Origin of the sequence: Achromobacter sp. Marseille-Q4954 (assembly GCF_943737025.1) — a bacterium.
In the GTDB taxonomy this organism is placed as follows: Bacteria; Pseudomonadota; Gammaproteobacteria; order Burkholderiales; family Burkholderiaceae_B; genus Achromobacter; species Achromobacter bronchisepticus_A.
This window is the reverse complement of record NZ_CALSFQ010000001.1, coordinates 2,274,334-2,295,032: the sequence shown is the minus strand read 5'-3', so window position 1 is coordinate 2,295,032 and position 20,699 is coordinate 2,274,334. Positions and strand designations below refer to the sequence as shown.

General features: G+C 64.9%; 21 protein-coding genes. 13 read left to right on the top strand and 8 right to left on the bottom strand.

Annotated elements, in window-relative coordinates; translation table 11 throughout:
- The first annotated feature begins 113 nt into the window (after positions 1–113).
- The 8 genes from ssb to NGK62_RS10735 all read left to right on the top strand — a co-directional run bounded on the left by ssb (position 114) and on the right by NGK62_RS10735 (position 7,105).
- A complete protein-coding gene (gene ssb / locus NGK62_RS10770; RefSeq protein ID WP_054457172.1) occupies positions 114–635 on the top strand; it encodes a single-stranded DNA-binding protein in 522 nt (173 codons plus the stop codon).
- Positions 636–854: 219 nt separating this feature from the next.
- The gene (locus NGK62_RS10765; protein WP_251878317.1) at positions 855–1,334 is read left to right on the top strand and encodes a hypothetical protein; all 480 of its coding nucleotides are present in this window, start codon (positions 855–857) and stop codon (positions 1,332–1,334) included.
- 10 nt (positions 1,335–1,344) lie between these two features.
- Positions 1,345–3,057, top strand: coding sequence for a hypothetical protein (locus NGK62_RS10760; RefSeq protein WP_251878315.1), 1,713 nt, complete (start codon positions 1,345–1,347; stop codon positions 3,055–3,057).
- 189 nt (positions 3,058–3,246) lie between these two features.
- Positions 3,247–3,801: a hypothetical protein gene (locus tag NGK62_RS10755; protein WP_251878313.1), complete on the top strand. Its 555-nt coding sequence runs from the start codon at positions 3,247–3,249 to the stop codon at positions 3,799–3,801.
- A gap of 9 nt (positions 3,802–3,810) precedes the next feature.
- Positions 3,811–5,361, top strand: coding sequence for an AAA family ATPase (locus NGK62_RS10750; RefSeq protein WP_251878311.1), 1,551 nt, complete (start codon positions 3,811–3,813; stop codon positions 5,359–5,361).
- A gap of 321 nt (positions 5,362–5,682) precedes the next feature.
- Complete coding sequence (locus NGK62_RS10745; RefSeq protein WP_118934569.1) at positions 5,683–5,988, top strand: DUF4148 domain-containing protein; 306 nt, start codon at positions 5,683–5,685, stop codon at positions 5,986–5,988.
- Between the two features lie 84 nt (positions 5,989–6,072).
- Positions 6,073–6,378, top strand: coding sequence for a DUF4148 domain-containing protein (locus tag NGK62_RS10740; RefSeq protein ID WP_088143445.1), 306 nt, complete (start codon positions 6,073–6,075; stop codon positions 6,376–6,378).
- A gap of 130 nt (positions 6,379–6,508) precedes the next feature.
- The gene (locus NGK62_RS10735) at positions 6,509–7,105 is read left to right on the top strand and encodes a TetR/AcrR family transcriptional regulator (RefSeq protein ID WP_059374037.1); all 597 of its coding nucleotides are present in this window, start codon (positions 6,509–6,511) and stop codon (positions 7,103–7,105) included.
- Positions 7,106–7,182: 77 nt separating this feature from the next.
- Here NGK62_RS10735 and NGK62_RS10730 read toward each other — a convergent pair whose 3' ends face one another.
- From NGK62_RS10730 to NGK62_RS10720, 3 genes are all read right to left on the bottom strand, one after another.
- On the bottom strand, positions 7,183–8,043 hold the full coding sequence (locus NGK62_RS10730) for a cysteine hydrolase family protein (protein ID WP_251879560.1): 861 nt from the start codon (positions 8,041–8,043) through the stop codon (positions 7,183–7,185).
- A gap of 249 nt (positions 8,044–8,292) precedes the next feature.
- Positions 8,293–8,910 carry a TetR/AcrR family transcriptional regulator gene (locus NGK62_RS10725; RefSeq protein WP_059374038.1) on the bottom strand — a complete coding sequence of 206 codons (618 nt, stop codon included), beginning with the start codon at positions 8,908–8,910 and terminating at the stop codon, positions 8,293–8,295.
- A gap of 115 nt (positions 8,911–9,025) precedes the next feature.
- A complete protein-coding gene (locus NGK62_RS10720) occupies positions 9,026–11,200 on the bottom strand; it encodes a malate synthase G (protein ID WP_251878309.1) in 2,175 nt (724 codons plus the stop codon).
- 237 nt (positions 11,201–11,437) lie between these two features.
- Here NGK62_RS10720 and glcC point away from each other — a divergent pair, with 237 nt between their 5' ends.
- Positions 11,438–12,202, top strand: a complete 765-nt coding sequence (gene glcC, locus NGK62_RS10715) for a transcriptional regulator GlcC (protein ID WP_013396917.1) — start codon at positions 11,438–11,440, stop codon at positions 12,200–12,202.
- 48 nt (positions 12,203–12,250) lie between these two features.
- Here the strand turns inward: glcC and NGK62_RS10710 are convergent, their stop codons facing one another.
- From NGK62_RS10710 to NGK62_RS10690, 5 genes are all read right to left on the bottom strand, one after another.
- Positions 12,251–13,375 carry a saccharopine dehydrogenase family protein gene (locus tag NGK62_RS10710; RefSeq protein ID WP_059374041.1) on the bottom strand — a complete coding sequence of 375 codons (1,125 nt, stop codon included), beginning with the start codon at positions 13,373–13,375 and terminating at the stop codon, positions 12,251–12,253.
- A gap of 202 nt (positions 13,376–13,577) precedes the next feature.
- Complete coding sequence (locus NGK62_RS10705; protein ID WP_118934576.1) at positions 13,578–13,970, bottom strand: DUF4148 domain-containing protein; 393 nt, start codon at positions 13,968–13,970, stop codon at positions 13,578–13,580.
- 304 nt (positions 13,971–14,274) lie between these two features.
- Positions 14,275–14,682: a DUF1090 domain-containing protein gene (locus NGK62_RS10700; RefSeq protein ID WP_251878307.1), complete on the bottom strand. Its 408-nt coding sequence runs from the start codon at positions 14,680–14,682 to the stop codon at positions 14,275–14,277.
- Between the two features lie 116 nt (positions 14,683–14,798).
- Entirely contained in the window at positions 14,799–15,725 is a 927-nt protein-coding gene (gene ubiA / locus NGK62_RS10695) for a 4-hydroxybenzoate octaprenyltransferase (RefSeq protein WP_059374163.1), read from the bottom strand.
- A 108-nt stretch (positions 15,726–15,833) separates the two neighbouring features.
- A complete protein-coding gene (locus NGK62_RS10690; RefSeq protein WP_059374044.1) occupies positions 15,834–17,033 on the bottom strand; it encodes an aminotransferase-like domain-containing protein in 1,200 nt (399 codons plus the stop codon).
- Positions 17,034–17,197: 164 nt separating this feature from the next.
- Here NGK62_RS10690 and msrC point away from each other — a divergent pair, with 164 nt between their 5' ends.
- The 4 genes from msrC to NGK62_RS10670 all read left to right on the top strand — a co-directional run bounded on the left by msrC (position 17,198) and on the right by NGK62_RS10670 (position 20,688).
- On the top strand, positions 17,198–17,683 hold the full coding sequence (gene msrC, locus NGK62_RS10685) for a free L-methionine (R)-S-oxide reductase MsrC (protein ID WP_059374045.1): 486 nt from the start codon (positions 17,198–17,200) through the stop codon (positions 17,681–17,683).
- 316 nt (positions 17,684–17,999) lie between these two features.
- On the top strand, positions 18,000–18,896 hold the full coding sequence (gene dapA, locus NGK62_RS10680) for a 4-hydroxy-tetrahydrodipicolinate synthase (protein ID WP_059374046.1): 897 nt from the start codon (positions 18,000–18,002) through the stop codon (positions 18,894–18,896).
- A gap of 123 nt (positions 18,897–19,019) precedes the next feature.
- Positions 19,020–19,796, top strand: a complete 777-nt coding sequence (locus tag NGK62_RS10675; protein ID WP_059374047.1) for a sterol desaturase family protein — start codon at positions 19,020–19,022, stop codon at positions 19,794–19,796.
- Positions 19,756–20,688, top strand: a complete 933-nt coding sequence (locus NGK62_RS10670) for a fatty acid desaturase (RefSeq protein ID WP_223283407.1) — start codon at positions 19,756–19,758, stop codon at positions 20,686–20,688. The genes NGK62_RS10675 and NGK62_RS10670 overlap by 41 nt, the downstream gene beginning before the upstream one ends.
- Positions 20,689–20,699: the final 11 nt, after the last annotated feature.

Below are 20,699 nucleotides of genomic sequence, written 5' to 3'. Positions count from 1 at the left end.
GCGGTGACCGGCGTGTTTCATGAAGCCGGTCTTCAACATCATCGCTTTTATGTTGTTGCCGGCGCGTCCGCGGCAACGCACACGCAGGCTGTCAACAACAGAGGGACAACGGCATGGCATCGGTTAACAAAGTCATACTCGTGGGCAATCTGGGACGCGACCCGGAAGTCCGCTACAGCCCCGAAGGGGCGGCAATCTGCAATATGTCCATTGCCACCACCTCCACCTGGAAAGACAAGGCTTCGGGCGAACGCCGCGAAGAAACGGAATGGCACCGCGTCGTCATGTACAACCGCCTGGCTGAAATCGCCGGCGAGTACCTGAAGAAGGGCCGCTCGGTCTACATCGAAGGCCGCCTGAAGACGCGCAAGTGGCAAGACAAGGATACCGGCGCTGACCGCTACAGCACCGAAATCGTTGCCGACCAGATGCAGATGCTGGGCGGCCGCGAAGACGGCGGCGGCGGTGGCGCAAGCTTTGGCGGCGGTGGCGGCTACGACGACGCGCCTTCGCGTCCGGCACAGCAGCGCGCCCCGGCCCAACGCCCGGCCCCGCAGCAGCGCCCGGCCCCCGCGGCGGCTCCGGCCAGCAGCGGCGCCAATCTGGCGGATATGGACGACGATATTCCGTTCTAACCGCTACTGGCCGGCTGATAAAAAACCCCCTGCCCTAGGCAGGGGGTTTTTATTTTTGTCCTGCTTTGATCTGGGGCGTCCGCGCGGCGGCGGCTGTTTTCTTCGCGCCCAATCGCCGTATGCACGTCCCGTTCATTACGAAATTTTTTGTAAGAATAGGTTAAGCTTCGCTCCGTCACAGTTTTTTGCGCCGTGGACCTTCGCGTCCCGCCAGATGAAATGGTGCGTTCCATCCTTGGGGCTGCAGGTCCCAAAGTCGAGCTCAAGACCGATTTGAGCCTCAGCACGGCCTCTCGTGCCCGCTTGAACCCCGCTGAATTGCAGGCCCGGCTGCGCCAGCGTCGATCAACCGGCTATGTCGAAGCCATGACGCGTCTCGATGCCGGCGGCCATGTCCACGGCAAGGCCGCCACCGAGGCGCTCACGGAAGCGATCCGCCAGGAATTCCCGGACGTGCATGTCGAGGCCTGGCCCTTGGGCATCATCGCCAAATGCTTTCTGGGTGCGCCTTACGAGGTTCATACCCTGAGTTGTTCGGGCACCATCATCCAGCATTTCAAGGGTGGCGAGGCTTTGCCCCAGGGCATGGAGCAGGCCCGGTCGCTGGCGCGCAACGGCTATTACGCATTTATCGAGGTCTATACCGACAAAATGATCGCCGTGGGCGTCAACGGTCAGACCGCCATCATCGAAAACTGAATAGGCAGACATGGCAGATCGCATCATCCAGACCGCGGACCTGAGCAACATCCTGGGTTCACTGCGCGGGTTGCAGGGCGACATCGGCACGGTATCGGATCAGGTAGGTTCGGTGGGGCGTGAGTTGAACCAGACGCGCGCCGAGTTGTCCCGGCTCGAGCAGGCGTTCGCCGACTTCGTGGCGTCCGACCTGAAAGCCAAGGAACTATCGCTCGCCGAAACCCGGCAGGTGAAGGTGCGCCAGGAACTGGACACGACCTACGAGTATTACGGTACCGTACGGCGCCAGGCTACCGGCATCCTGCAGGCCTCGGATATCCAGCTCGTGCGCAACGAGACGCTGCGTAGCGCGACCGAGGAACTCATGATCTCGGCGCCGCGCTATTGGCTCGCACCGGCGTTGGTGGCGCTGTCCTCCTGGTTGGGCGACAACCGCGGGCTGGCCGAACGCGCGCTCAGCGAAGCCATACGCCGCGATGACGAGAAAACCTCGTTGTTCTTCGCCCTGATCGCCCGCCGCGCGGGTCGCAACGAACTCAATCGCATCTGGCTGGATCGCTATTTCGGTTTGCAGAATCCGTTCAAACTTGACCGCCAGACGGTGGTCATGGTCGATGCGCTGGCCAATGGCGTATTCGGCGCGGACGTCGCCCTGCATTGCAGCAAGCGTATTACCGACTGGATCGACGAGCTGTCGGCCCAGGCCGGGTTCGTCGAGGCGCAACGCAACCAATGGGGGCGCGCGCTGCTGTCCAAGGCGCCCAACGAGGACCACGGCAATCGCTATCCACACCTCAAGCGCATGAGCCCGACCTGGCCCGAGCTTAACCAGGCCATCAATGGGACAGCTGTGCACGCCGCCGTGCTGGCGCACTTCGAAGGTGTGTTCCAGGGCGAGATCCGTCCCGCCGCCAGCGTGCTGGTGGCGGTCGACGACCTGTTGAGCAAGCTGGTCACGCGTTTCGATGATGAAGAGCTGCCGCTACGCCGCCAGGAAGAGTTGTGCCGCCTCATCATCGAGGAAGGCGGCGACCGCCGCGCCGCCCAGAAGCGTTTCGACCTGCAGAGCGCGGCGCTGGACGAGGAAGTCGATTTCACCCAGCTGCTCACCAACGCGGCCATGCACCCCGAGGTCTCGCATGTGACTCGGGCCACGCAACGGTTCGCGGTGGCGCATTCGCGAGACTGGATCCTGGACGGTCATGCCGACGTGACCGCCAAGGCGCGCATGGCCGTGCCGGCCGACGTGCATCTCGACATTGAAGACTGGCAGGGCGTTACGCAAAACGGCGACAACGAGGCCGAACTGCTGCGCAGCCTGGAGGACGCCATCGCGGCGCGCGAGGCTGGCGATCTGGCGGCCATCAAGTTCACGGCCAAGCATTGGCTGGGCGTCGCGCTCAGCGTGGCGCTCGTCCTGAGTGCTGTCAGTGCGGGTTTGCTGCCCTTGCTGCTGGGCGCGGCAGGCCTGTTGTGGGTTTACCTCACGCATCGCCAGATGGAGACCAAGCGCAAGACGGTCAAGGCGAACTATGCCAAGCTGCGTCAGCAGGCCGGCGACGCCCTGCGCGCGTGTCTGGCGGAAGTGGTGGAGCTGCGCCGCGATATTGCGGCCCGCGATGGAACGTCGGCCCGTGTGGTTGAACTGCTGGAAGGCATTTCCCCTGAACAGCACGTGCTCTCTTCGCATGACTCGGTGCGCCGCGTCATGGTCAAGGCTTAAGGAGCCAACGATGATCCGCCAGATTTCCCCGGACTCCACGCCCGAATCGCAGCCGGCACTTGCGGCAGTCCCAGTTGCAGCGCCGGCGCCCGCCGCCGCGCCCGCACCCGCCGATACGCGCGACGCGTTGGCGGGGGCCTTGCCGGCGTGGGATCTCCTGCCAGCCTCGCCCTTCATTCGCCGCGTCAAGTGAACGCAGCGCCTGCGTCCATCGAAGCTCCGCGCAGTTATGCGCAGTGGTCTGCCTGCCTGGACCGCTTGTCTGAAGGGCTGCACGACGAGGCCTGCCTGGATGCGATGCGCGCGGGCGATCTCAATGCCAGCGGCGGCGTAGTCACGCTGTTTTCACGGCGACTGGCGGACGAGTTCAATGCACGCCTGACGCGTTGCTCGGAGCATCTGACCCGCGATCTGCGCGTCGGTGGCGAGGAAAGCCTGATCGTGCGCGCCATTCTCAATGCGCGCAAGCACCTGGCCTTCCTGCATCGCCTGGCGCAGGTCGAGATATTTCCCGCGACGCTGCGCACGCACCTGATCGATGAACTGCGCAAGTTCGCGCAGCGCGCGCAACAGTCGTTGGAGGACAGCGCCAAGACCGACCGCAGCGGCCGCCTGCTGGTCTTGTTGCGCAACAACCCGCTGGTGCGCTACGAGTCGGCTGTGGCTGGCGTTCCTGCTGCTGGCGCGACGGCGCAACCCCCAATTTCGCAAACCGGCGTACGCCGGCGCAACATCATTCTCTGATATAGATCCATGAGCGACACGATCGAGTTCAAGGCCACGCTGACGCGCTACCTCAAAGCCCGCATACCTTTCATTTCGATCCGCAGCGCCGAGCGCAGCAGGGTGCTGGAGCTGTTGCGCGAAGTGGTGGCGCCGCTCAACGCACCCGTATTCGTGCACACCCTGTCGCAGGGCACGCGCGAACTCGCGACCGGCCGCGGCGTGAACGAAGACCGTTCGGTGACGGGCGCGGTCGACTTCGCGAGCCAGCAGTTCGCACAGCGCCAGAATCTGTCTTGCGTGCTGACCGAGATCTCGGATATCGAGGACGACACCGCCTCCGCCCGCCACTTGCTCGATGTCGTCATGCTGGCCGCCGAGCACAGCGGGGTGGTCATCGTGATCACGACCAAGCCGGTATGGGGGCAGTTGCAGCGGGCCGGCATGGCGCTGACGCTTTCCGCGCCAAGCGAGGACGAGATGTACGCCATCATCCACGAGACGCTGGAGGCGTATCGCGGCCACTTTGAGATCGAATGGGACACTGATGACGAGCGTCGCGCCGCCGCGATCCTCGCGGGAATCTCGCGCATAGAAGCCGAGAATATCATCGCGACGCTGCTGGCCAACGGCCGGATCGCGAAGAGCGACATGGTGGAGCTCATGCACGCGAAGGATCGCATCTTCGCCGACATCAGCGGCATCGAACGCGTGTCGGTGCGCGGCAATGAATTGAGCGTGGGCGGCTTGGGCGGCCTGAAGGCCTGGCTGGACAAGGAGCGCCCACTGCTGACCGCCGACCTGCGCGAACGCGGCATCCGGCCGCCGCGCGGTGTGCTGCTGGTGGGCGTGCCGGGTTGCGGCAAGTCCCTGTCCGCCAAGGCCATCGCAGCGAGCTGGAGCCTGCCGTTGTATCGCCTGGACCTGTCCACCATCCATGGACAGTATCTGGGCCAGAGCGAGTCGCGTCTCAAGGACGCGCTTGCCACGGCGGACCATGTGGCGCCTTGCATATTGTGGATCGACGAGATCGAGAAAGGCCTGGCTGGCGCACAGGGTTCGGGCGACGGCGGCACGTCAACCCGATTGGTGGGACAGTTCCTCTATTGGTTGCAGGAAGCCCGGTCGCGGGTGTTCGTGGTCGCCACGGCCAATGACGTGTCCAAACTGCCGCCCGAGCTGCTGCGCCGCGGCCGGTTCGACGAGTTGTTCTTCGTGGACCTGCCCACTGCGCACGAGCGTCACGAGATCATCGACATCTACATCAAGCGCGGCCTGAAAGCCGTCCAGCCGCAGGCCTTGATGGACGAGTTGGTGGAGCTATCCGATGGCTTCGCCGGGTCGGACCTGGAAGCTGCGGTGCGCGAGGTCGTCAAGGAGGCTTATCTCAATGGCGATGCCGCCGCCACGCCCGAGTTGTTCCGTGACAGCTTCCGCAACGTGGTGCCGTTGTCCAAGACCGCCCCGGAGCAGATCGAGAACATCCGTGCGTGGGGCCGCGAGCGCGCCGTGCCGGCTTCCGGCCAGCCCATAGGCGCGGCCATTGCTCCGACGCGGCCGCGGCGGCAAGTGCTGGGGTGACGGAACCTCGCGGCGTGAGAGCCGGCTGTGCGAGCAGGCCGGCGTTCCAGGCACGTATCGGCTATTCGCGAGGCGAAGCAGGGGCTAGTAGCAACAGCGCCAGAAAGGCGGATGCTGCTGGCAGAAGCATTTTGTTTCACAAATCCCCCTTGTGTCATCTACCTAGTAGTAGATAAGATTCATCCATCGACGCAGCAAACCAAACACCCGCCGACGTCGAAACCAGAAATACAGTAGGACCGCTTTTTTATTTCCTCAGTCATCTACCTATAAGTAGATAGTTTTTTGAACCGCTACGCAATCGTTATCTGGAGATCAACCATGAAGACCCTCGTATCCGCCCTGATCCTGTCCGCTTCCTTCATTGGCGCCGCCCAAGCCGGCGAACTGGACTATCCGCCCGCCCTGAATACCGAAAGCACGGTGACCCGCGCTCAGGTGCAACAAGAGCTGGCCCAGGCCCGCGCCAATGGCGAACTGGTGTCTGGCGAAGAAGGCTACGCCGCCACGATCTTTGCCGACTCCGGCAACAAGACCCGCGCTCAGGTGCAGAAAGAACTGGCCGCCGCCCGCGCCCAAGGCCTGACCGACAGCGCCGAACTGGCTTATCCGCCCGTGCAAGGCTGAGTTTTTTTTCCTTGATATCTATCTATAAGTAGATAGCTCCATCGAAACCCTGATGCAGCACCTGATCCTTACTGGAGATCAACCATGAAGACCCTCGTATCCGCCCTGATCCTGTCCGCTTCCTTCATCGGCGCCGCCCAAGCCGGCGAGCTGGACTATCCGCCTCCCCTGAACACCGAAAGCACGGTGACCCGCGCCCAGGTGCAGCAAGAGTTGGCCCAGGCCCGCGCCAATGGCGAGCTGGTGTCGGGCGAAGAAGGCTACGCCGCCACGATGTTTGCGTCGGCTGGCGACAAGAGCCGCAAGCAGGTGCAGCAGGAATTGGCCGCCGCCCGCGCGCATGGCCTGACCGACAGCGGCGAGCTGGACTACCCGCCCGTGCAAGGCTGAGTTTCATGCTGGCACATGCGGATCCCGGGGGGAGGGATGATTCCCGGCCGGGGTCCGCAAGGGTTTTGGAGCAGTGGCAACGCTGCCGGAACCGATGACGAATCAACCTATTAGTAGGTAATATTCAGCCATGGACACTCCTACTTCCAACACCACTCGCGAACAGCTTCTGGCCCACGCCGAGAAGCTGATCCGCACGCGCGGATGCAACGGTTTCAGCTACCGCGACCTGGCTGAACATGTGGGCGTGAAGACGTCCAGCATCCACTACTACTTTCCGGGCAAGGACGACTTGCTCTACGAGGCTGTCGAAGCCTACAGCGCGCGCGCGTTGGCAGCCATGCGCGGCATCGACACGTCGCTGCCGGCGCAAGCGCAGCTCGACCAATACCTGTCGATGATGGAATCGCGCGCCTGCGGGTCCGGCGAACTCTGCCTGGCTGGCATGCTGGCGGCCGAGGTCAATTCGCTGCCCGAACGCGTGCGCGGCGCATTGCAGGGATTCTTCCGCGCGCACGAGGCCTGGCTGGCCCGCGTGCTGGCCGAAGGCGCGGCGCAGGGCACGATGAAGTTCTCCGGCACGCCCGAGGCGGCCGGCCGCGCGGTGTTCGCGACGGTGCAGGGCTGCATACTGGTTGCGCGCCTGTTCCAACAGCCCGCGGCGCTGTGCGAGGCCATCGGCGCCCTGTACGTGGAGTGCGACGGCAAGCGCAGCGGCGCAGCCTGACCGTTCCCGCTCCAAACAGCCCATCAGTCACGGCCGCCATGCGCAAGCAGGCGGCCGTGGTCTTTTGCGCGGCGGGTTCAGGCCGCGAGCAGCGCCCGCGCCATGTCGACGCTGGTGCGCGCCTGGATACCCAGGTCGCGCATGCGTTGCTGGAATGTTGCCTGCGCGTCTTCGAAACCGGCGACGGGACTCATGCAGTCCGTCAGCAGCACCAGGCGCGACAGGTCGCGGCCGGGCAGGTGCTCGGCCAGGTGCTCGACGGTAGCCTTGACGCAATGGCTGCCGGCTTGGCCGGCGATCAGGATGAGTTCGGCGCGGTCCAGCGAATCCAGCAGGCTGCGGTTGAGCTGGCTGCGCGGATCGTCGGCGTCTGGAACTTCGGCCATCAGCGCGCTGTAGTGCTCGGTCCAGGGGTTCATGCCCTTGGGCACCTTGCGCACGATGAACTGGCGCTCGTCTTCCCACCGGCTGTAGGCGGCGCGCACGTCGGCATGCACGTTATGGCCCCAGGTGCCGATTTCGCAATGCAGCGGCCACACCATCAGCGTGTAGCGGCCGCGCGCTTCGAGTTCGTCCAGATACGACAGGGTGCGCGGCAGGTCGTCGTCGTGGCGCGGACGGAACTCGCCCGCGCGCAGCTGTGCCGCCGTGATCTGCGTGTACGGCCCCACGGGCTGGCCGTCGCCGGTGGACCAGAAGGTCGGATGGGCGATGTCCAGGCGATGGTGCGAATCCAGCGTCACCGTGATCGAGGTAAGCGCAGGCGCGGCGGTGTCGATAAAGCGCGCAAGCCGCTGCATGTCGGCGTGCGCGCCGGCCACGGGCAATGCGGGCGCGTGCGCGGCGCCCGTCACGGGATCCGTGGGCAGGTAGGACTCGGGCAGATCGCAGAAGTCATTCTGCGGATCGATGATCAGGAGATGATTGGAGCGCGGCATGACGACGTTCGGGACAGGCGAACCCGAAATATAGAACGGGATGGCCATGTCTTTCTAGAAAAGTACCAGATGCTCGGCGTGGTCCGGTAGCTGCTTGAGCAGCTCGCGCCACTGCAGCCAGACGCTGCCCCCCGCTGAAACGGCGATCACTGCGATAACGATCCACATGTCAGGCTCCTGGATAATTTCGCACGACCGTGCGAAATTAAAGTGAAGAATTGCCGGCACGGGCCGGCGCTGGAAATACGGCTACTCGAGGTACTTGAAACTGCGGTAGGTCGAAATCAATCGCTCATAGGCCGCCCGCACGCGCTGGGGGGCCTTCGGATCCCGCAGGAAGCGGGCATCGTGCATCAGCCCGATCATCAGGCTGTAGACCTCGAACACGAGCTGTTCGGGATCCGTGTCCGGCCTGACGTGGCCAGCTTCCAATGCCTGGTTGACCGTGCGCAGCATGGCGCCGCGCCAGCGCCGCAGATTGCCCTCCAGCACCGAGCGCAGCGGGGATTCCACGTCGTCGTACTCGAAGGCGCCGGCCACATAGATGCAGCCCGTCAGCGTTTCGACATTGCTGGCGCGCTCGATCCAGAGCGAGACCAGGGCGTTCAAGCGCGGCAGGCCGCGCGGATAGGCCAGGGCCGGGGTGAACACCGCCTCGAGGAAGCGCCGGTCGTATTCGTCCAGCACCGCCTGCTGCAGGGCTTCCAGCGACCCCACGCGTGAGAACACGCCGCTTTTACTGATGCCCAGGCGCTTGGCCACCTGGCCGAGCGACAGGCTCTCCATGCCTTGCGCGGCAGCCATGTCGAGGGCCGCGTCGACAATGGCCGCGAAGGTCAGCTCGCTTTTCTCGGTTTTGGCAGTCATGCGGCAAATTTAGCACGACCGTGCGAAATTGAACGGATTATTTTCCGGGGTCGCGTCCCGAAAAAAAACCGGACAGCCAGGCTGTCCGGTCTTGTTGCGGCAAAGCGCGCGGGGATCAGGCCTGGGCGGCCTTGAACTCCAGGCGGTACTTGTGCAGCAGCGGCTCGGTGTAGCCGTTGGGCTGGGTCAGGCCTTCGAACACCAGCGCGCAGGCGGCCTTGAACGCCAGCGAGGTGTCGAAGTTGCCGGCCATCGGACGGTAGAGCGCGTCGCCCGCGTTCTGGCCGTCGACTACCTTGGCCATGCGCTTGAAGGTTTCCATGACCTGCTCGCGGTTGGTCACGCCGTGGCGCAGCCAGTTGGCGATGTGCTGGCTGGAGATGCGCAGCGTGGCGCGGTCTTCCATCAGGCCGACGTTGTGGATGTCCGGCACCTTGGAGCAGCCCACGCCCTGGTCGATCCAGCGCACTACGTAGCCCAGGATGCCCTGCACGTTGTTGTCGAGTTCCTGCTGGATGTCCTGCGCGGACCACTTGGACGGATCGCCGACCGGCACGGTCAGCAGGCCGCCCAGCAAATCGTCGCGCACGCTGTCCAGCTTGGTGCGTTCCAGTTCCTGCTGCACGGCCTGCACGTCGACCTGGTGGTAGTGCAGCGCGTGCAGCGTGGCGGCGGTGGGCGAGGGCACCCAGGCGGTGTTGGCGCCGGCCTTGGGATGGGCGATCTTCTGTTCCAGCATCGCGGCCATCAGGTCCGGCATGGCCCACATGCCCTTGCCGATCTGGGCGCGGCCACGCAGGCCCGCGTCCAGCCCGACCAGCACGTTGTTGCGTTCGTAGGCGGTGATCCAGGCGGTGGATTTCATGTCGCCCTTGCGCAGCATCGGGCCGGCTTCCATGCTGGAATGCATTTCGTCGCCGGTGCGGTCCAGGAAGCCCGTGTTGATGAAGGCCACGCGCGCGGCGGCGGCCTCGATGCACGCCTTGAGGTTGATGCTGGTGCGGCGCTCTTCGTCCATGATGCCCATTTTCAGGGTATTGCGCGGCAGCTTGAGCAGGTCTTCGACGCGATCGAAAAGTTCGCTGGCGAAAGCGGCTTCGACGGGGCCGTGCATCTTGGGCTTCACGATGTAGACGGAGCCGGTGCGCGAATTCAGCTTGTACTTGCGGTCCTGCAACGCGGCCAGGCTGGTGACCACGGCGTCCAGGATGCCCTCGGGGATTTCGCGGCCCTCGCGGTCCAGGATGGCCGGGTTGGTCATCAGGTGGCCGACGTTGCGCACGAACATGAGCGAACGGCCGTGCAGGGTCAGCGGCGAGCCGTCGGGACGCGTGTAGTCACGGTCGGCGTTGAGCTTGCGGGTGAAGGTCTTGCCGCCCTTGGTGACTTCTTCGGTCAGGTCGCCCTTCATCAGGCCCAGCCAGTTGCGGTAGACGTGGACCTTGTCCTCGGCATCCACGGCGGCGATGGAGTCCTCGCAGTCCATGATGGTGGTGAGCGCGGCTTCCACCAGCACGTCCTTGACGCCGGCGGCATCGGTGGCGCCGATGCTGTGGCTGCGGTCGATCTGGATTTCGAAGTGCAAGCCGTTGTTCTTGAGCAGGATGGCCGTGGGCGCTGAGGCCCCGCCTTGGTAGCCGGTGAACTGCGCGGGGTTCTTCAGGCCCGTGGAGCCGTTGGCCAGCGCCACGCGCAATCGGCCGTTTTCAACGGTATAGGCGCGGGCGTCGGCGTGCGAGCCCTGGGCCAGCGGGGCGGCGGTGTCCAGGAAGGCGCGGGCGCGGGCGATGACGGCGGCGCCGCGTTCCGGGTTGTAGCCGCGGCCGGTGTCGCCGGGCGTGGCGGGAATGGCGTCGGTGCCGTAGAGCGCGTCGTACAGGCTGCCCCAGCGCGCGTTGGCGGCGTTCAGCGCGTAGCGCGAGTTGGACATGGGCACGACCAGCTGCGGGCCGGCCTGCTGCGAGATCTCGGTGTCGACGTTGTCGGTGGTGGCGCGCACGCTGGCCGGCTGCGGCAGCAGGTAGCCGATGCCTTCCAGGAATTTGCGGTAGGCGGCCGGGTCGGCGATGGGGCCGGGGTGGGCGCGGTGCCAGGCGTCGAGCTCGGCCTGAAGGCGGTCACGCTCGGCCAGCAGCGCGCGGTTCTTCGGGGCCAGGTCGTCCACCAGGGCCGCGAAGCCTTGCCAGAAGCCTTCGGCATCCAGGCCGGTGCCGGGCAGGGCTTCCTGTTCGATGAATTGATTGAGATTGGCCGCCACTTGCAGGCCGTGGTGCTGGATGCGTTGAGTCATGCGGTTCTCTAGCGGTAAGGGACTGGCCGACGCCGCGCGCCGGGCGTATCTGGTCTCGACATCATCGTTCGCGCCTGTCGCAATGTCCATATCAAAACCCACTGGTCATACCAGTTTGTGCGCTGCCGTATGGGCAAACCTGTAATTTTTATGGTTTTATATCAGCTACTTACAGGGGTGTGATGCAAGAGATCCGATCGGGGATGCCCTTGGTCATACCACTGGTGCGGAGAGTGCATGTACGCGGAAACTGAAGAAAAGCCTCGCCAGGTGGCGGACGAGGTCGCCGAACGGATCGAACGCCTGATCCTGGACGGCGTGCTGAAGGCCGGCCAGGCGCTGCCTTCCGAACGGCGCCTGACCGAGAAGCTGGGCGTGTCGCGCACGGCCTTGCGCGAAGGGCTCAAGCTGCTGCGCGCGCGCGAAATCATCCATACCGCGCAAGGCAAGGGCTCGTATGTGGCGCACATCTCCAAGGTGGACGCGGGCCCCTTGATGCATCTGTTCAATTCGCAGCCGCGCACGCTCTATGACCTGCTGGAAGTGCGTTCGCTGCTGGAAGCCGAGTCCGCCCGGCTGGCGGCCATACGCGGCACCGAGGCGGACTTCATCATGATCCGCCGCCGCTATGACGAAATGGTGGCGGCGCAGGGCACGGCCACCGACACGGCGACGCATGCGCATCTGGACCACGCCTTTCACCTGGCGATTTGCGAGGCTTCGCACAATCCGGTGCTGGTGCATACGCTGCAGTCCTTGACGGATCTGCTGCTGGGCTCGGTCTTCGCCTGTGTCAACAACCTGTACCATCGCCAGCCGGAGAAACGCCAGATCGACCGGCAGCACACGCGGCTGTTCAACGCCGTGACCGCGCGCCAGCCGGAACAGGCGCGCAAGGCGGCCGCGGATCACGTGGACAGCGTGCGCCAGAGCCTGGCCGATATCGAGCAGGAAGAGCAGCGTCTGGTGCGCGCGACGCTGCGGCTGGAAGGCTGGAGCTAGCGTCCCGCGCTATGGCAGGGCGGGACGCCAGAGGCTGCGCGTCCTGGTTCAGCGGTCGGCCATGGCGCCGCTGCCCGCCAAGGCCAGCGGCTTGCCCGCGTAGACCCGGCCAAAGCGGTTGTTGACGAACGCATCCAGATCGATGGCTTCCTGCCCGACGAACCCGCGTTGCGGCAGTGCGCCTTGCGCCACGAGGTCCAGCGCGGCGCAGATGCCCGCAGCCGTGGACAGTTGGATGGCGCTGAGACGATGGCCGTCGACGTCCGCGCCGAAGATGCGGATGGGGTAAGACTCTTCTTCCAGGCGTCCATGCCGGCGGCCTGAAGCCGAAGCCTGGATCACGATCACGTCCTGTTCGGTCGTGGGAATGGCGGCTTCGAAGATTTCCTTGAGCAGGTCGCGGCGGTCGCGCAGGCGCAGGTCATTGAGCAGCAGCTTCATGATGCTGCAGTGGCCCGGGTAGCGCACGGACTTGTAGTCCACGTTGCGGGCGCGGCCGCGCAAGGTGGCGGGCAGGGTGCCCAGTCCGCCGGAGGTGTTGAAGGCTTCGTACTCCACGCCGTCCAGCGCGAAGGTCTCGTAGCCTTCGAGCGCGGGCACGCTGGTCAGCTGGCCGTCGACGATGGCTTCGCAAGGGTTGCAGTACTCGTTGATCAGTCCCTCCGTGCTCCAGGTCAGGTTGTAGCGCAGGCTGTTGGAGGGATAGCGCGGCAGGGCGCCCACGCGCATGCGCAGATCCAGCAGGGTATCGAAGCGGCGCGCCAGCGCGTTGCCGACCACGCCGATGAAACCCGGGGCCAGGCCGCATTGCGGCATCAGCACGCTGCGGGCGCTTTCCGCCAGCGCCTGGATGGCGTGCGTGCTGGCCACGTCTTCGGTCAGGTCGAAGTAGTGCACGCCCGCCTTTGCGCACAGCCCCGCCACCGCGGCGGCGCGGTGAAAAGGCAGCGCGTTGATGACCGCGTAACGCCCCTCGATGCATTGCGCCACGGAGTCGTCGCCGGAAATCTGGCGGGTTTCGCAGCCCAGTTCGGCCACGATGCGCAGCCGCTCGGGATCCTGGTCGGCGACCAGCACCGAATAGCCGCCGCTGCGTTCCAGCATCAGGGCAATGGCGAAACCGATTTTTCCGGCGCCCAGAAGTAGGACGGGCCGGGGAGAGGCGGTGGTCATGGTGCGGCTCCTGCATGGATGGGGGAGTAGGTGAGCTCATCCTATGCGCGGGCGCTGTCGATGTGTAGAGACTAAATAGTCGAATCGGCCATAGGTAACGTCAATTCGACTTAATCAAATATCGAAACGTCAAAAACAAAGCCCTCCGGTTTGGGGCCGGAGGGCTTTGGGGCGCTGCCTGGCCGGGGAGGCCAGGGGGGGATCAGCTGCCCAGGGGCGGGTAGTCCAGGTTGCCGAAGGTGACCAGGCCTTCCGACTTGGCTTGAGCCAGTTCGGTGCGGACTTGGGCGCGGGTCAGCGAGGTGGCTTGTTCAGCCGCGGCGACGGGCGGGTAGTCCAGGTTGCCGAAGGTCACTTCACCGGCGTTCTTGGCTTGTTGCAGTTCAGCTTGCACTTGCTGCGAGGTCAGGGTCGACTTCGGGGCGATGGCGGCGGGGTAGCCTTCTTCGCCGAAGGTGTATTGGCCCGAGGCCTTGGCTTGTTGCAGTTCGGCTTGGACCTGAGCGCGGGTCGGGCCCTGATCGGCCTCGGCGGCTTGGGCGCCGGCAGCCAGAACGGACATGGACAGCATCAAAGCGGTAGCAAGGGTTTTCATAGCAGACCTCCAATGTCTTGAGCTTGGGAGCCGAACCGCTGGCCTGATTGCCTGGGGTTCGCTTGCTGTGTCCCGATGAGATGCATTCTGGGCGCAAATCATCTCCGGATAAACCCTGATTCTCTGAAAACATCTTTCCAAAAAGAAGACTAATAGGTTTCCATTTCACCAAATGGCACCATGGGTGGTGGAATTTCCATTTGATGACACCATAGGAAGTAGTCCCCCCGGGAGGGGAGAGATCTGGCGGCGGGGGAAATGGGGCGCGCAGCCCCGGGAAGGCCCCGGGGCCGGCTGGAAGGAATCAGCGGTTCAGTTCGACCAGCGCGGCGTTGTATTCCGCCTGGGCTTCGTCCAGCTTGCGCTGGGCTTTGTCGATCTTGTCCTGCTTGCCCTTGGTGCGGGCCTGCTTGAGCTCGCTTTCGCGCTCGGCGACCTTGTTCTGCTTCTCGCGCACGTCCGCTTCGCGCTGGGATTGCAGGCGGCTGTCGGTGCAATTTGCCCGGGCTTCGGCCAGGGCCTTGCGCAGCCCGGCCTCGCGGCGGGTATTGTTTTGCGCCTTGGCGGCGGCGATGTCGTTTTCGATTGCGCAGAACTTGGCTGCGCAGCCGCGCTGGGCAGAGCAATCGCTGGCGGCGGCCTGTGCTGGAATGGCCACGAACGCGGCGGCTGCGGCGGCCGTCAAGGCCAGGGATTTGAGCAATGAGGGCATGCGTGGTCTCCGTAGTGCGTTGCGGAGACTCCATCATGGCCCCAGTCGGCGCCACGGGCAATGCGCGGCGTCAACGGGGCATCGGCGCGGTCGCCAGTGCGGCGCCGATGCTGCTTTTAGCGGATCAGCGTACCCGCCAGCGCGGCGGCAACCAGCAGCGCGCCCAGCCAGAGGTTGGCGCGGAACAGCATGAAGTTGCGGTCGGGGCGCTGGATGTCGAAGACCTTCAGCTGCCACGCCAGGTGCGCCGCCACGGCCACCATGCCGACCTGGTAAGCCCACGACAGACCGATGGCGTAACCGCCCCAGGCCCACAGCGCCACGGTGGCCACGTAGAAGCCGCCGATCCAGAGCTTGCCCTGGTCGCCAAATCGCATGGCGGTGGAATGCAGGCCCAGGCTGCGGTCGTCGCGCACGTCCACGTAGGCGTAGATGCTGTCGTAGCCCACCTGCCACAGCACCGCGCCGGCCCACATGGCGACGGCGGCCAGCGGCACGTGGTTCTGCGTATCCGACCAGGCCATCAGCATGCCCCAGTTGAAGCAGATGCCCAGCACCACTTGCGGCCAGTAGGTGACGCGCTTGCACAGCGGGTAGATGAAGACGAAGGGCAGCACGGCCACGGCCAGCCAGCGGCTCATGTCGTTCAGGAAGAACAGCAGCGACCCGCAGACCAGCAACTGCCCGAGCAGGAACCAGACCGCGTTCTTCATCGTCAGCTGGCCGCTGGTCAGCGGCCGGAAGCGCGTGCGCTCGACGTGCTTGTCGAAATTGCGGTCGCACATGTCGTTGACGGTGCAGCCGATGCCGCGCATCAGCAGCGCGCCCAGCGAGAACACGATCAGCCGCTGCAGGTCGGGCAGGCCGCCCGCGGCCTGGATCAGCGCGGCAATGGCCGGCAGCAGGGTCAGCCAGGTGCCGATGGGGCGGTCCAGGCGGCACAGGCGGGCATAGGGCCGCCAGGACTTGGGTAGCCAGCGTTCGACCCAGTCGGTGAAAACGATGTCGCTGAGGTCGACGGGAGATTGTTGGGGAGCGCTCACTGTCACGGCGAAACGGAATGGGAAAACCAAGAGCATAAAACAACGGCGGCCGGACATCGCGCCCGGCCGCCGCTCATGTTCCGCAGCGCCGCAGGCGCTTCGGGAGGATCAAACCTCTTCTTTCAACAGCTTGCCCAGGATGGCGATGCCGCGGCGGATCTTGTCTTCCGGCACGGTGGCAAAGCTCAGGCGCAGCGTGTTGGCACCGCCGCCGCCGCTGTAGAACGGCGCGCCGGGCACGAAGGCGACGTTTTGGGCGACGGCCTTTTCCAGCAGCTTGGTGGCGTCGATATGCTTGGGCAGCGTGAGCCAGATGAACATGCCGCCCTCCGGCTTGGTCCAGCTGACGGTGTCAGGGAAGTCCTGCTTGATGGCTTCGAGCATGCAGCTGCCCTGGGCGCGGTAGATCTCGCGCACGTTGGGCAGGTGTTCTTCCAGGAAGCCGTCCTTGACGATCTCGTACACGGCCATCTGGGTTAGGGTGGGCGTGTGCAGGTCGGTGGCCTGCTTGGCTTGCTGCAGCTTGTTGATGAGCGCCTGTGCGCCGACGATGTAGCCCAGGCGCAGGCCGGGGGCCAGCACCTTGGAGAACGTACCCAGGCGTACGACGTTGGCGCCGTACTCGGCGGCCAGGGCGATCAGGCCGGGCTGAGGCTCGCCCGCGTAGCGGAGTTCGCCGTAGGGATCGTCCTCAACGATGGTGAGGTTCAGTTCGGCGGCGCGCTTGAGCAGTGCGATGCGGCGCTCCAGGTTGAGCGTGCGGCCGGTGGGGTTCTGGAAGTTGGGCAGGGCGTACAGGAAGCGGGCGCCGTCGGCCAGTTCGGGCGTGATGGCTTCGGGGATCAGGCCGCCGTCGTCGCTGGGTACTGGCACGAACTTGGGCTGGTACAGACCGAACGATTGCAGCGCGCCCAGATAGCTGGGGTCTTCGACCAGGACCTTGCTGTTCTTGTCGATCAGCACCTTGCCCAGCAGGTCCAACGCCTGCTGCGAGCCCGACACGATCAGGACCTGGTCCGGGTTGACGTTGACGCCCGCCTTCTTCATGTCGTCCGCGACCCATTGGCGCAGCGGTGCGTAGCCTTCCGTGGGGCCATACTGGAGTGCCGCGCGGCCGTTGGTGGCCAATACCTTGTCGAATGCCGCACGCACCACTTCTACCGGGAAACCGCCGGGCGCCGGCAGGCCGCCAGCGAACGAGATGACCTCGGGGCGTTCCGTTACCTTGAGGATTTCACGAATGGCGGAACTGGTGAGTTGCTGGGCGCGTTCCGAAAAGGAAAATGCGGGTTCGAGAGGTTTATCCATGAGTGCTCTTTGGAAGGGTAAGGAAATGCGGGCAGTTTGTCCGTTGGGGGTGGGCTAGGGCAATCTAGAAATTATTGTCCCACACGACCGTCACCCGGCCCTCTTAATGGCCGCAGCCCCTAAAATCACCTGCATCGATAACCGCCTGTACAGTTACATTTCCCATGTTCGAAGCCGCTCCCATCGTCGCCGATTCCAAGGCCGCCCTGTATGCCGGACTGGTCGCCCAGGCCCGTGCCCTGCTCGAAGGCGAGCATGACCGCATCGCCAATGCCGCCAACCTGAGCGCGCTGGCCTATCAGGCCCTGCCCGAACTGAACTGGGCGGGTTTCTATTTCTTCGACGGCACCGAACTGGTGTTGGGCCCGTTCCAGGGCAAGCCGGCCTGCGTGCGCATTCCGCTGAACCGCGGCGTGTGCGGCGCGGCCGCCAGCCAGCGCCAGACGCAGCTGGTGCCTGACGTGCACGCGTTCCCCGGCCACATCGCCTGCGATGCGGCCTCGCGTTCCGAAATCGTGGTGCCGCTGGTGCACCAGGGCCAATTGATCGGCGTGTGGGATGTGGACAGCCCCGTGCCCGACCGCTTCGACCAAGACGACCGCCAGGGCATGGAAGCCCTGTGCGCGGTGTTTCTGGCCAGCCTGGGCTGAGGCGCGGCGTTGACAGCGTTGCGGGCTACCGGTAGATTCCCGCATCTGCGCTTGCAGATCACTGCATTCAATCCATAAATGATTCATCAGGCCAACCAATCCGTTTTCCCGTTCCGCGCCCAGGGCGTGGTGCTGGTTTGCGCCGGCCTGAAATCCAAAAAACAGCCGCTCATCTGACCGGAGCATGCTGTTCCGTCAGATGGGCGACGGAACAGCGGCCTCCTGGCGGCGCTTGGCGCCGTCCGCGCATCCCCTGACATCCCGAGCACTTCTGTACGGTCCAACCACGGTCCGCTTACACCGAAGGAGTGTTCTCATGCAATCTCATCATCAATCTCCGATCCAGGGCGTCTGGGTGCCTCTGGTCACGCCGTTTTCCGGCGGCGCCGTCGACGGCGGGGCCTTGCGCCGCCTGGTGCGCCACTATGCCGCCGCGGGCGTGGACGGGCTGGTCGTGTGCGGCAGCACCGGCGAAGCCGCGTCGCTGGATGACGCCGAGCAACTGGCGGTGCTGGACGCCGTGCTGACCGAGGCGGGCAGGCTGCCCGTCATCATGGGCCTGGCGGGCAATCATCATGGACACGTGATGCAGCGCCTGGCCGCCTTCGGCACGCGTCCGCTGGCCGGCATCCTGGCGCCCGCGCCGTACTACGTGCGCCCCGGCCAGGAAGGCGCCGCCCTGTATTTCCGCTGCCTGGCCGATGCCTCGCGTTTCCCCCTGGTGCTCTACGACATTCCCTACCGCACCGGCACTACGCTGGATACAGCGACCCTGCTGGCGCTGGCCGCGCATCCCAACATCGCGGCGATCAAGGACTGCGGCGGTTCGCTGGAAAAGACCATCGCGTTGATCGCCGACGGCAACATGAACGTGCTGGCGGGCGAGGATCTGCAGGCGCTGTCCGTGATGAGCCTGGGGGGCGCGGGCATGATCGCGGCCGCCGCGCACATCCGCCCCGACCTGTTCGTGGCCATGCACCAGGCGGTGAAGGCGCAGCAACTGGACCTGGCCAGGAAGCTGTTCCACGCGCTGGTCCCCATCATCCAGCTGACCTTCGCCGAGCCGAACCCCGGCCCCTTGAAGGCGCAACTGGGCCGCCAGGGCCTGCTGAGCGACGAACTGCGGCTGCCGATGCCGGCCGCAAGCACGGGTCTGGCCGCGCGCATGGACGCCGCCGTGGCGGGGCTGAACCGGCAATATCCCTGCCAGTAGCCCGAACTTGGTGAGCAGTCCGCCAGCTTTGTGGTCTTCGGATTCATTTTGTAATAAATGTCCTACCGGGAAGCTGACGGATTGCTTATCATGCGCCCATTCTTCGGGTGAAACAGAACGTTCATGGCCCAAGCTTTTGTAGCCTTGTCCGCCTGGCAAGTCATGCTGGCGGGCCTGCTTTTCTTCGGCGGCATCTATCTGGTCTTCGGCGCGGCCACCTGGCTGCTGACGCACCATATCCTGCCCGCGCTGGGCATCGGACGTCCGCTGGATCCGCGTCCGCTGGCGCCGGGCCAGCTGCGGCGCGAGTTCGCGCAATCCGGCTTGTCCATCCTGCTGTTCGGCACGGGCATGATTTTTCCGTGGGGCCTGCTGCAGCTGGGCTGGGCGCACCTGGACCCTGACGCCAGCTGGCAAAAGATCACGCTTGAAATCCTGGTGCTGGTGGCCTGGAACGACGTGCATTTCTGGATCAACCACCGCCTGCTGCACACCAAGCTTTTGCGCCGCTTCCACCTGCCGCATCACCGCTCGGTGGTGACCACGCCATTCTCGACCTACAGCTTCCATCCCATCGAGGCGCTGATGCTGGGCAACGTGATCATGCTGCCCATGGTGCTGCATGATTTCAGCTTCTGGGCGCTGGCCTCGGTGCCGCTGTTCAGCCTGTTCTTCAACTGCATCGGCCACGCCAACTACGACTTCTTCCCCAATGTGTCCTACGCGCATTGGTTCGCCGCCAGCCGCCGGCACCACCTGCACCACGCCTGCTACAACGGCAATTACGGTTTCCAGTTCACGTTCATGGACCGCCTGTTCCGCACCCGCCTTAAGGCCGAGGCGGCGCAGTCCCAGCTGAATGCTTTCCGGCAGCGAGAATCGCTTGGCGGGCGCGCTTAAGCGGCAACGCAGGCTGCCGTCGCTGCGCAACTGGCGCGACTGGCAAAGCCTGGCCTATCTGGCCGCGCTGCCCGCCCTGGCGGCCTGGCAGTGGGTGCACGGGTTCTGGTGGCCGCTGTACGGCCTGATGCTGTTCCTGACCCTGGGCGTGGGCGTCATCCACCACAATCACACGCACATCCGCATGTGGCGGGGGCGCTGGACCAACCGCGCCACCGACTTCTGGATCACGCTGCTCCAAGGGCATCCGACCTTCGTGTTCTATCCGGCGCACGTGGCCAATCACCATCGCTACAAGCACGGCGCGCGCGACGTGGCGCGCACCTATCGGTTCGGCGGCGACACCAATCACCTGTGGGGCTACCTGATCCATCCCTTGCAGGCCGGCTGGGTGCTGTACCCGCTGTTCTTCGCGTGGCTGGGCCGCCTGCGCCGCCACTGGCCGGGCGCGTGGCGCTATTGCATGGCGCAGTACGGCGTGTGGCTGGGCCTGTGGGGCGGGCTGTTGGCGGTGAACCCCATGAAGGCGCTGGTGTTTGTCATCGTGCCGCAGCTGCACGGCCTGCACTGGCTGCTGGCCACCAACTATCTGCAGCATGCCCATGCCGATGGCGGACCCCGGTCCGTCGCAGGCCTGAACTATGCGCGCAATTTCGAAGGGCTGGTCAATCCGCTGCTCTTCAACATCGGCCTGCACACCGCGCACCATGAGCATCCGCGGGCGCACTGGTCCGAACTGGTGCGCCTGCACCGCGAGCAATACCGCAGCCGCGTGAATCCGGCCTTGAACGAGCCCGGCCTCACGCCCTACATGTTCCGCGTGTTCGTGCTGGGCGCTTTCCTGCCGCGCTTTCGCAGCCGTTCATGCATGGCGCCCGAGCACATCCGCTAGCGCCGCACCCC

Excerpts from the sequence above, each read along its gene's own strand:
- ssb (WP_054457172.1), top strand. The coding sequence starts at position 114 with ATGGCATCGGTTAACAAAGTCATACTCGTGGGCAATCTGGGACGCGAC.
- NGK62_RS10765 (WP_251878317.1), top strand. The coding sequence starts at position 855 with ATGGTGCGTTCCATCCTTGGGGCTGCAGGTCCCAAAGTCGAGCTCAAG.
- NGK62_RS10760 (WP_251878315.1), top strand. The coding sequence starts at position 1,345 with ATGGCAGATCGCATCATCCAGACCGCGGACCTGAGCAACATCCTGGGT.
- NGK62_RS10750 (WP_251878311.1), top strand. The coding sequence starts at position 3,811 with ATGAGCGACACGATCGAGTTCAAGGCCACGCTGACGCGCTACCTCAAA.
- NGK62_RS10745 (WP_118934569.1), top strand. The coding sequence starts at position 5,683 with ATGAAGACCCTCGTATCCGCCCTGATCCTGTCCGCTTCCTTCATTGGC.
- NGK62_RS10740 (WP_088143445.1), top strand. The coding sequence starts at position 6,073 with ATGAAGACCCTCGTATCCGCCCTGATCCTGTCCGCTTCCTTCATCGGC.
- NGK62_RS10735 (WP_059374037.1), top strand. The coding sequence starts at position 6,509 with ATGGACACTCCTACTTCCAACACCACTCGCGAACAGCTTCTGGCCCAC.
- NGK62_RS10730 (WP_251879560.1), bottom strand. The coding sequence starts at position 8,043 with ATGCCGCGCTCCAATCATCTCCTGATCATCGATCCGCAGAATGACTTC.
- NGK62_RS10725 (WP_059374038.1), bottom strand. The coding sequence starts at position 8,910 with ATGACTGCCAAAACCGAGAAAAGCGAGCTGACCTTCGCGGCCATTGTC.
- NGK62_RS10720 (WP_251878309.1), bottom strand. The coding sequence starts at position 11,200 with ATGACTCAACGCATCCAGCACCACGGCCTGCAAGTGGCGGCCAATCTC.
- glcC (WP_013396917.1), top strand. The coding sequence starts at position 11,438 with ATGTACGCGGAAACTGAAGAAAAGCCTCGCCAGGTGGCGGACGAGGTC.
- NGK62_RS10710 (WP_059374041.1), bottom strand. The coding sequence starts at position 13,375 with ATGACCACCGCCTCTCCCCGGCCCGTCCTACTTCTGGGCGCCGGAAAA.
- NGK62_RS10705 (WP_118934576.1), bottom strand. The coding sequence starts at position 13,970 with ATGAAAACCCTTGCTACCGCTTTGATGCTGTCCATGTCCGTTCTGGCT.
- NGK62_RS10700 (WP_251878307.1), bottom strand. The coding sequence starts at position 14,682 with ATGCCCTCATTGCTCAAATCCCTGGCCTTGACGGCCGCCGCAGCCGCC.
- NGK62_RS10690 (WP_059374044.1), bottom strand. The coding sequence starts at position 17,033 with ATGGATAAACCTCTCGAACCCGCATTTTCCTTTTCGGAACGCGCCCAG.
- msrC (WP_059374045.1), top strand. The coding sequence starts at position 17,198 with ATGTTCGAAGCCGCTCCCATCGTCGCCGATTCCAAGGCCGCCCTGTAT.
- dapA (WP_059374046.1), top strand. The coding sequence starts at position 18,000 with ATGCAATCTCATCATCAATCTCCGATCCAGGGCGTCTGGGTGCCTCTG.
- NGK62_RS10675 (WP_059374047.1), top strand. The coding sequence starts at position 19,020 with ATGGCCCAAGCTTTTGTAGCCTTGTCCGCCTGGCAAGTCATGCTGGCG.
- NGK62_RS10670 (WP_223283407.1), top strand. The coding sequence starts at position 19,756 with ATGCTTTCCGGCAGCGAGAATCGCTTGGCGGGCGCGCTTAAGCGGCAA.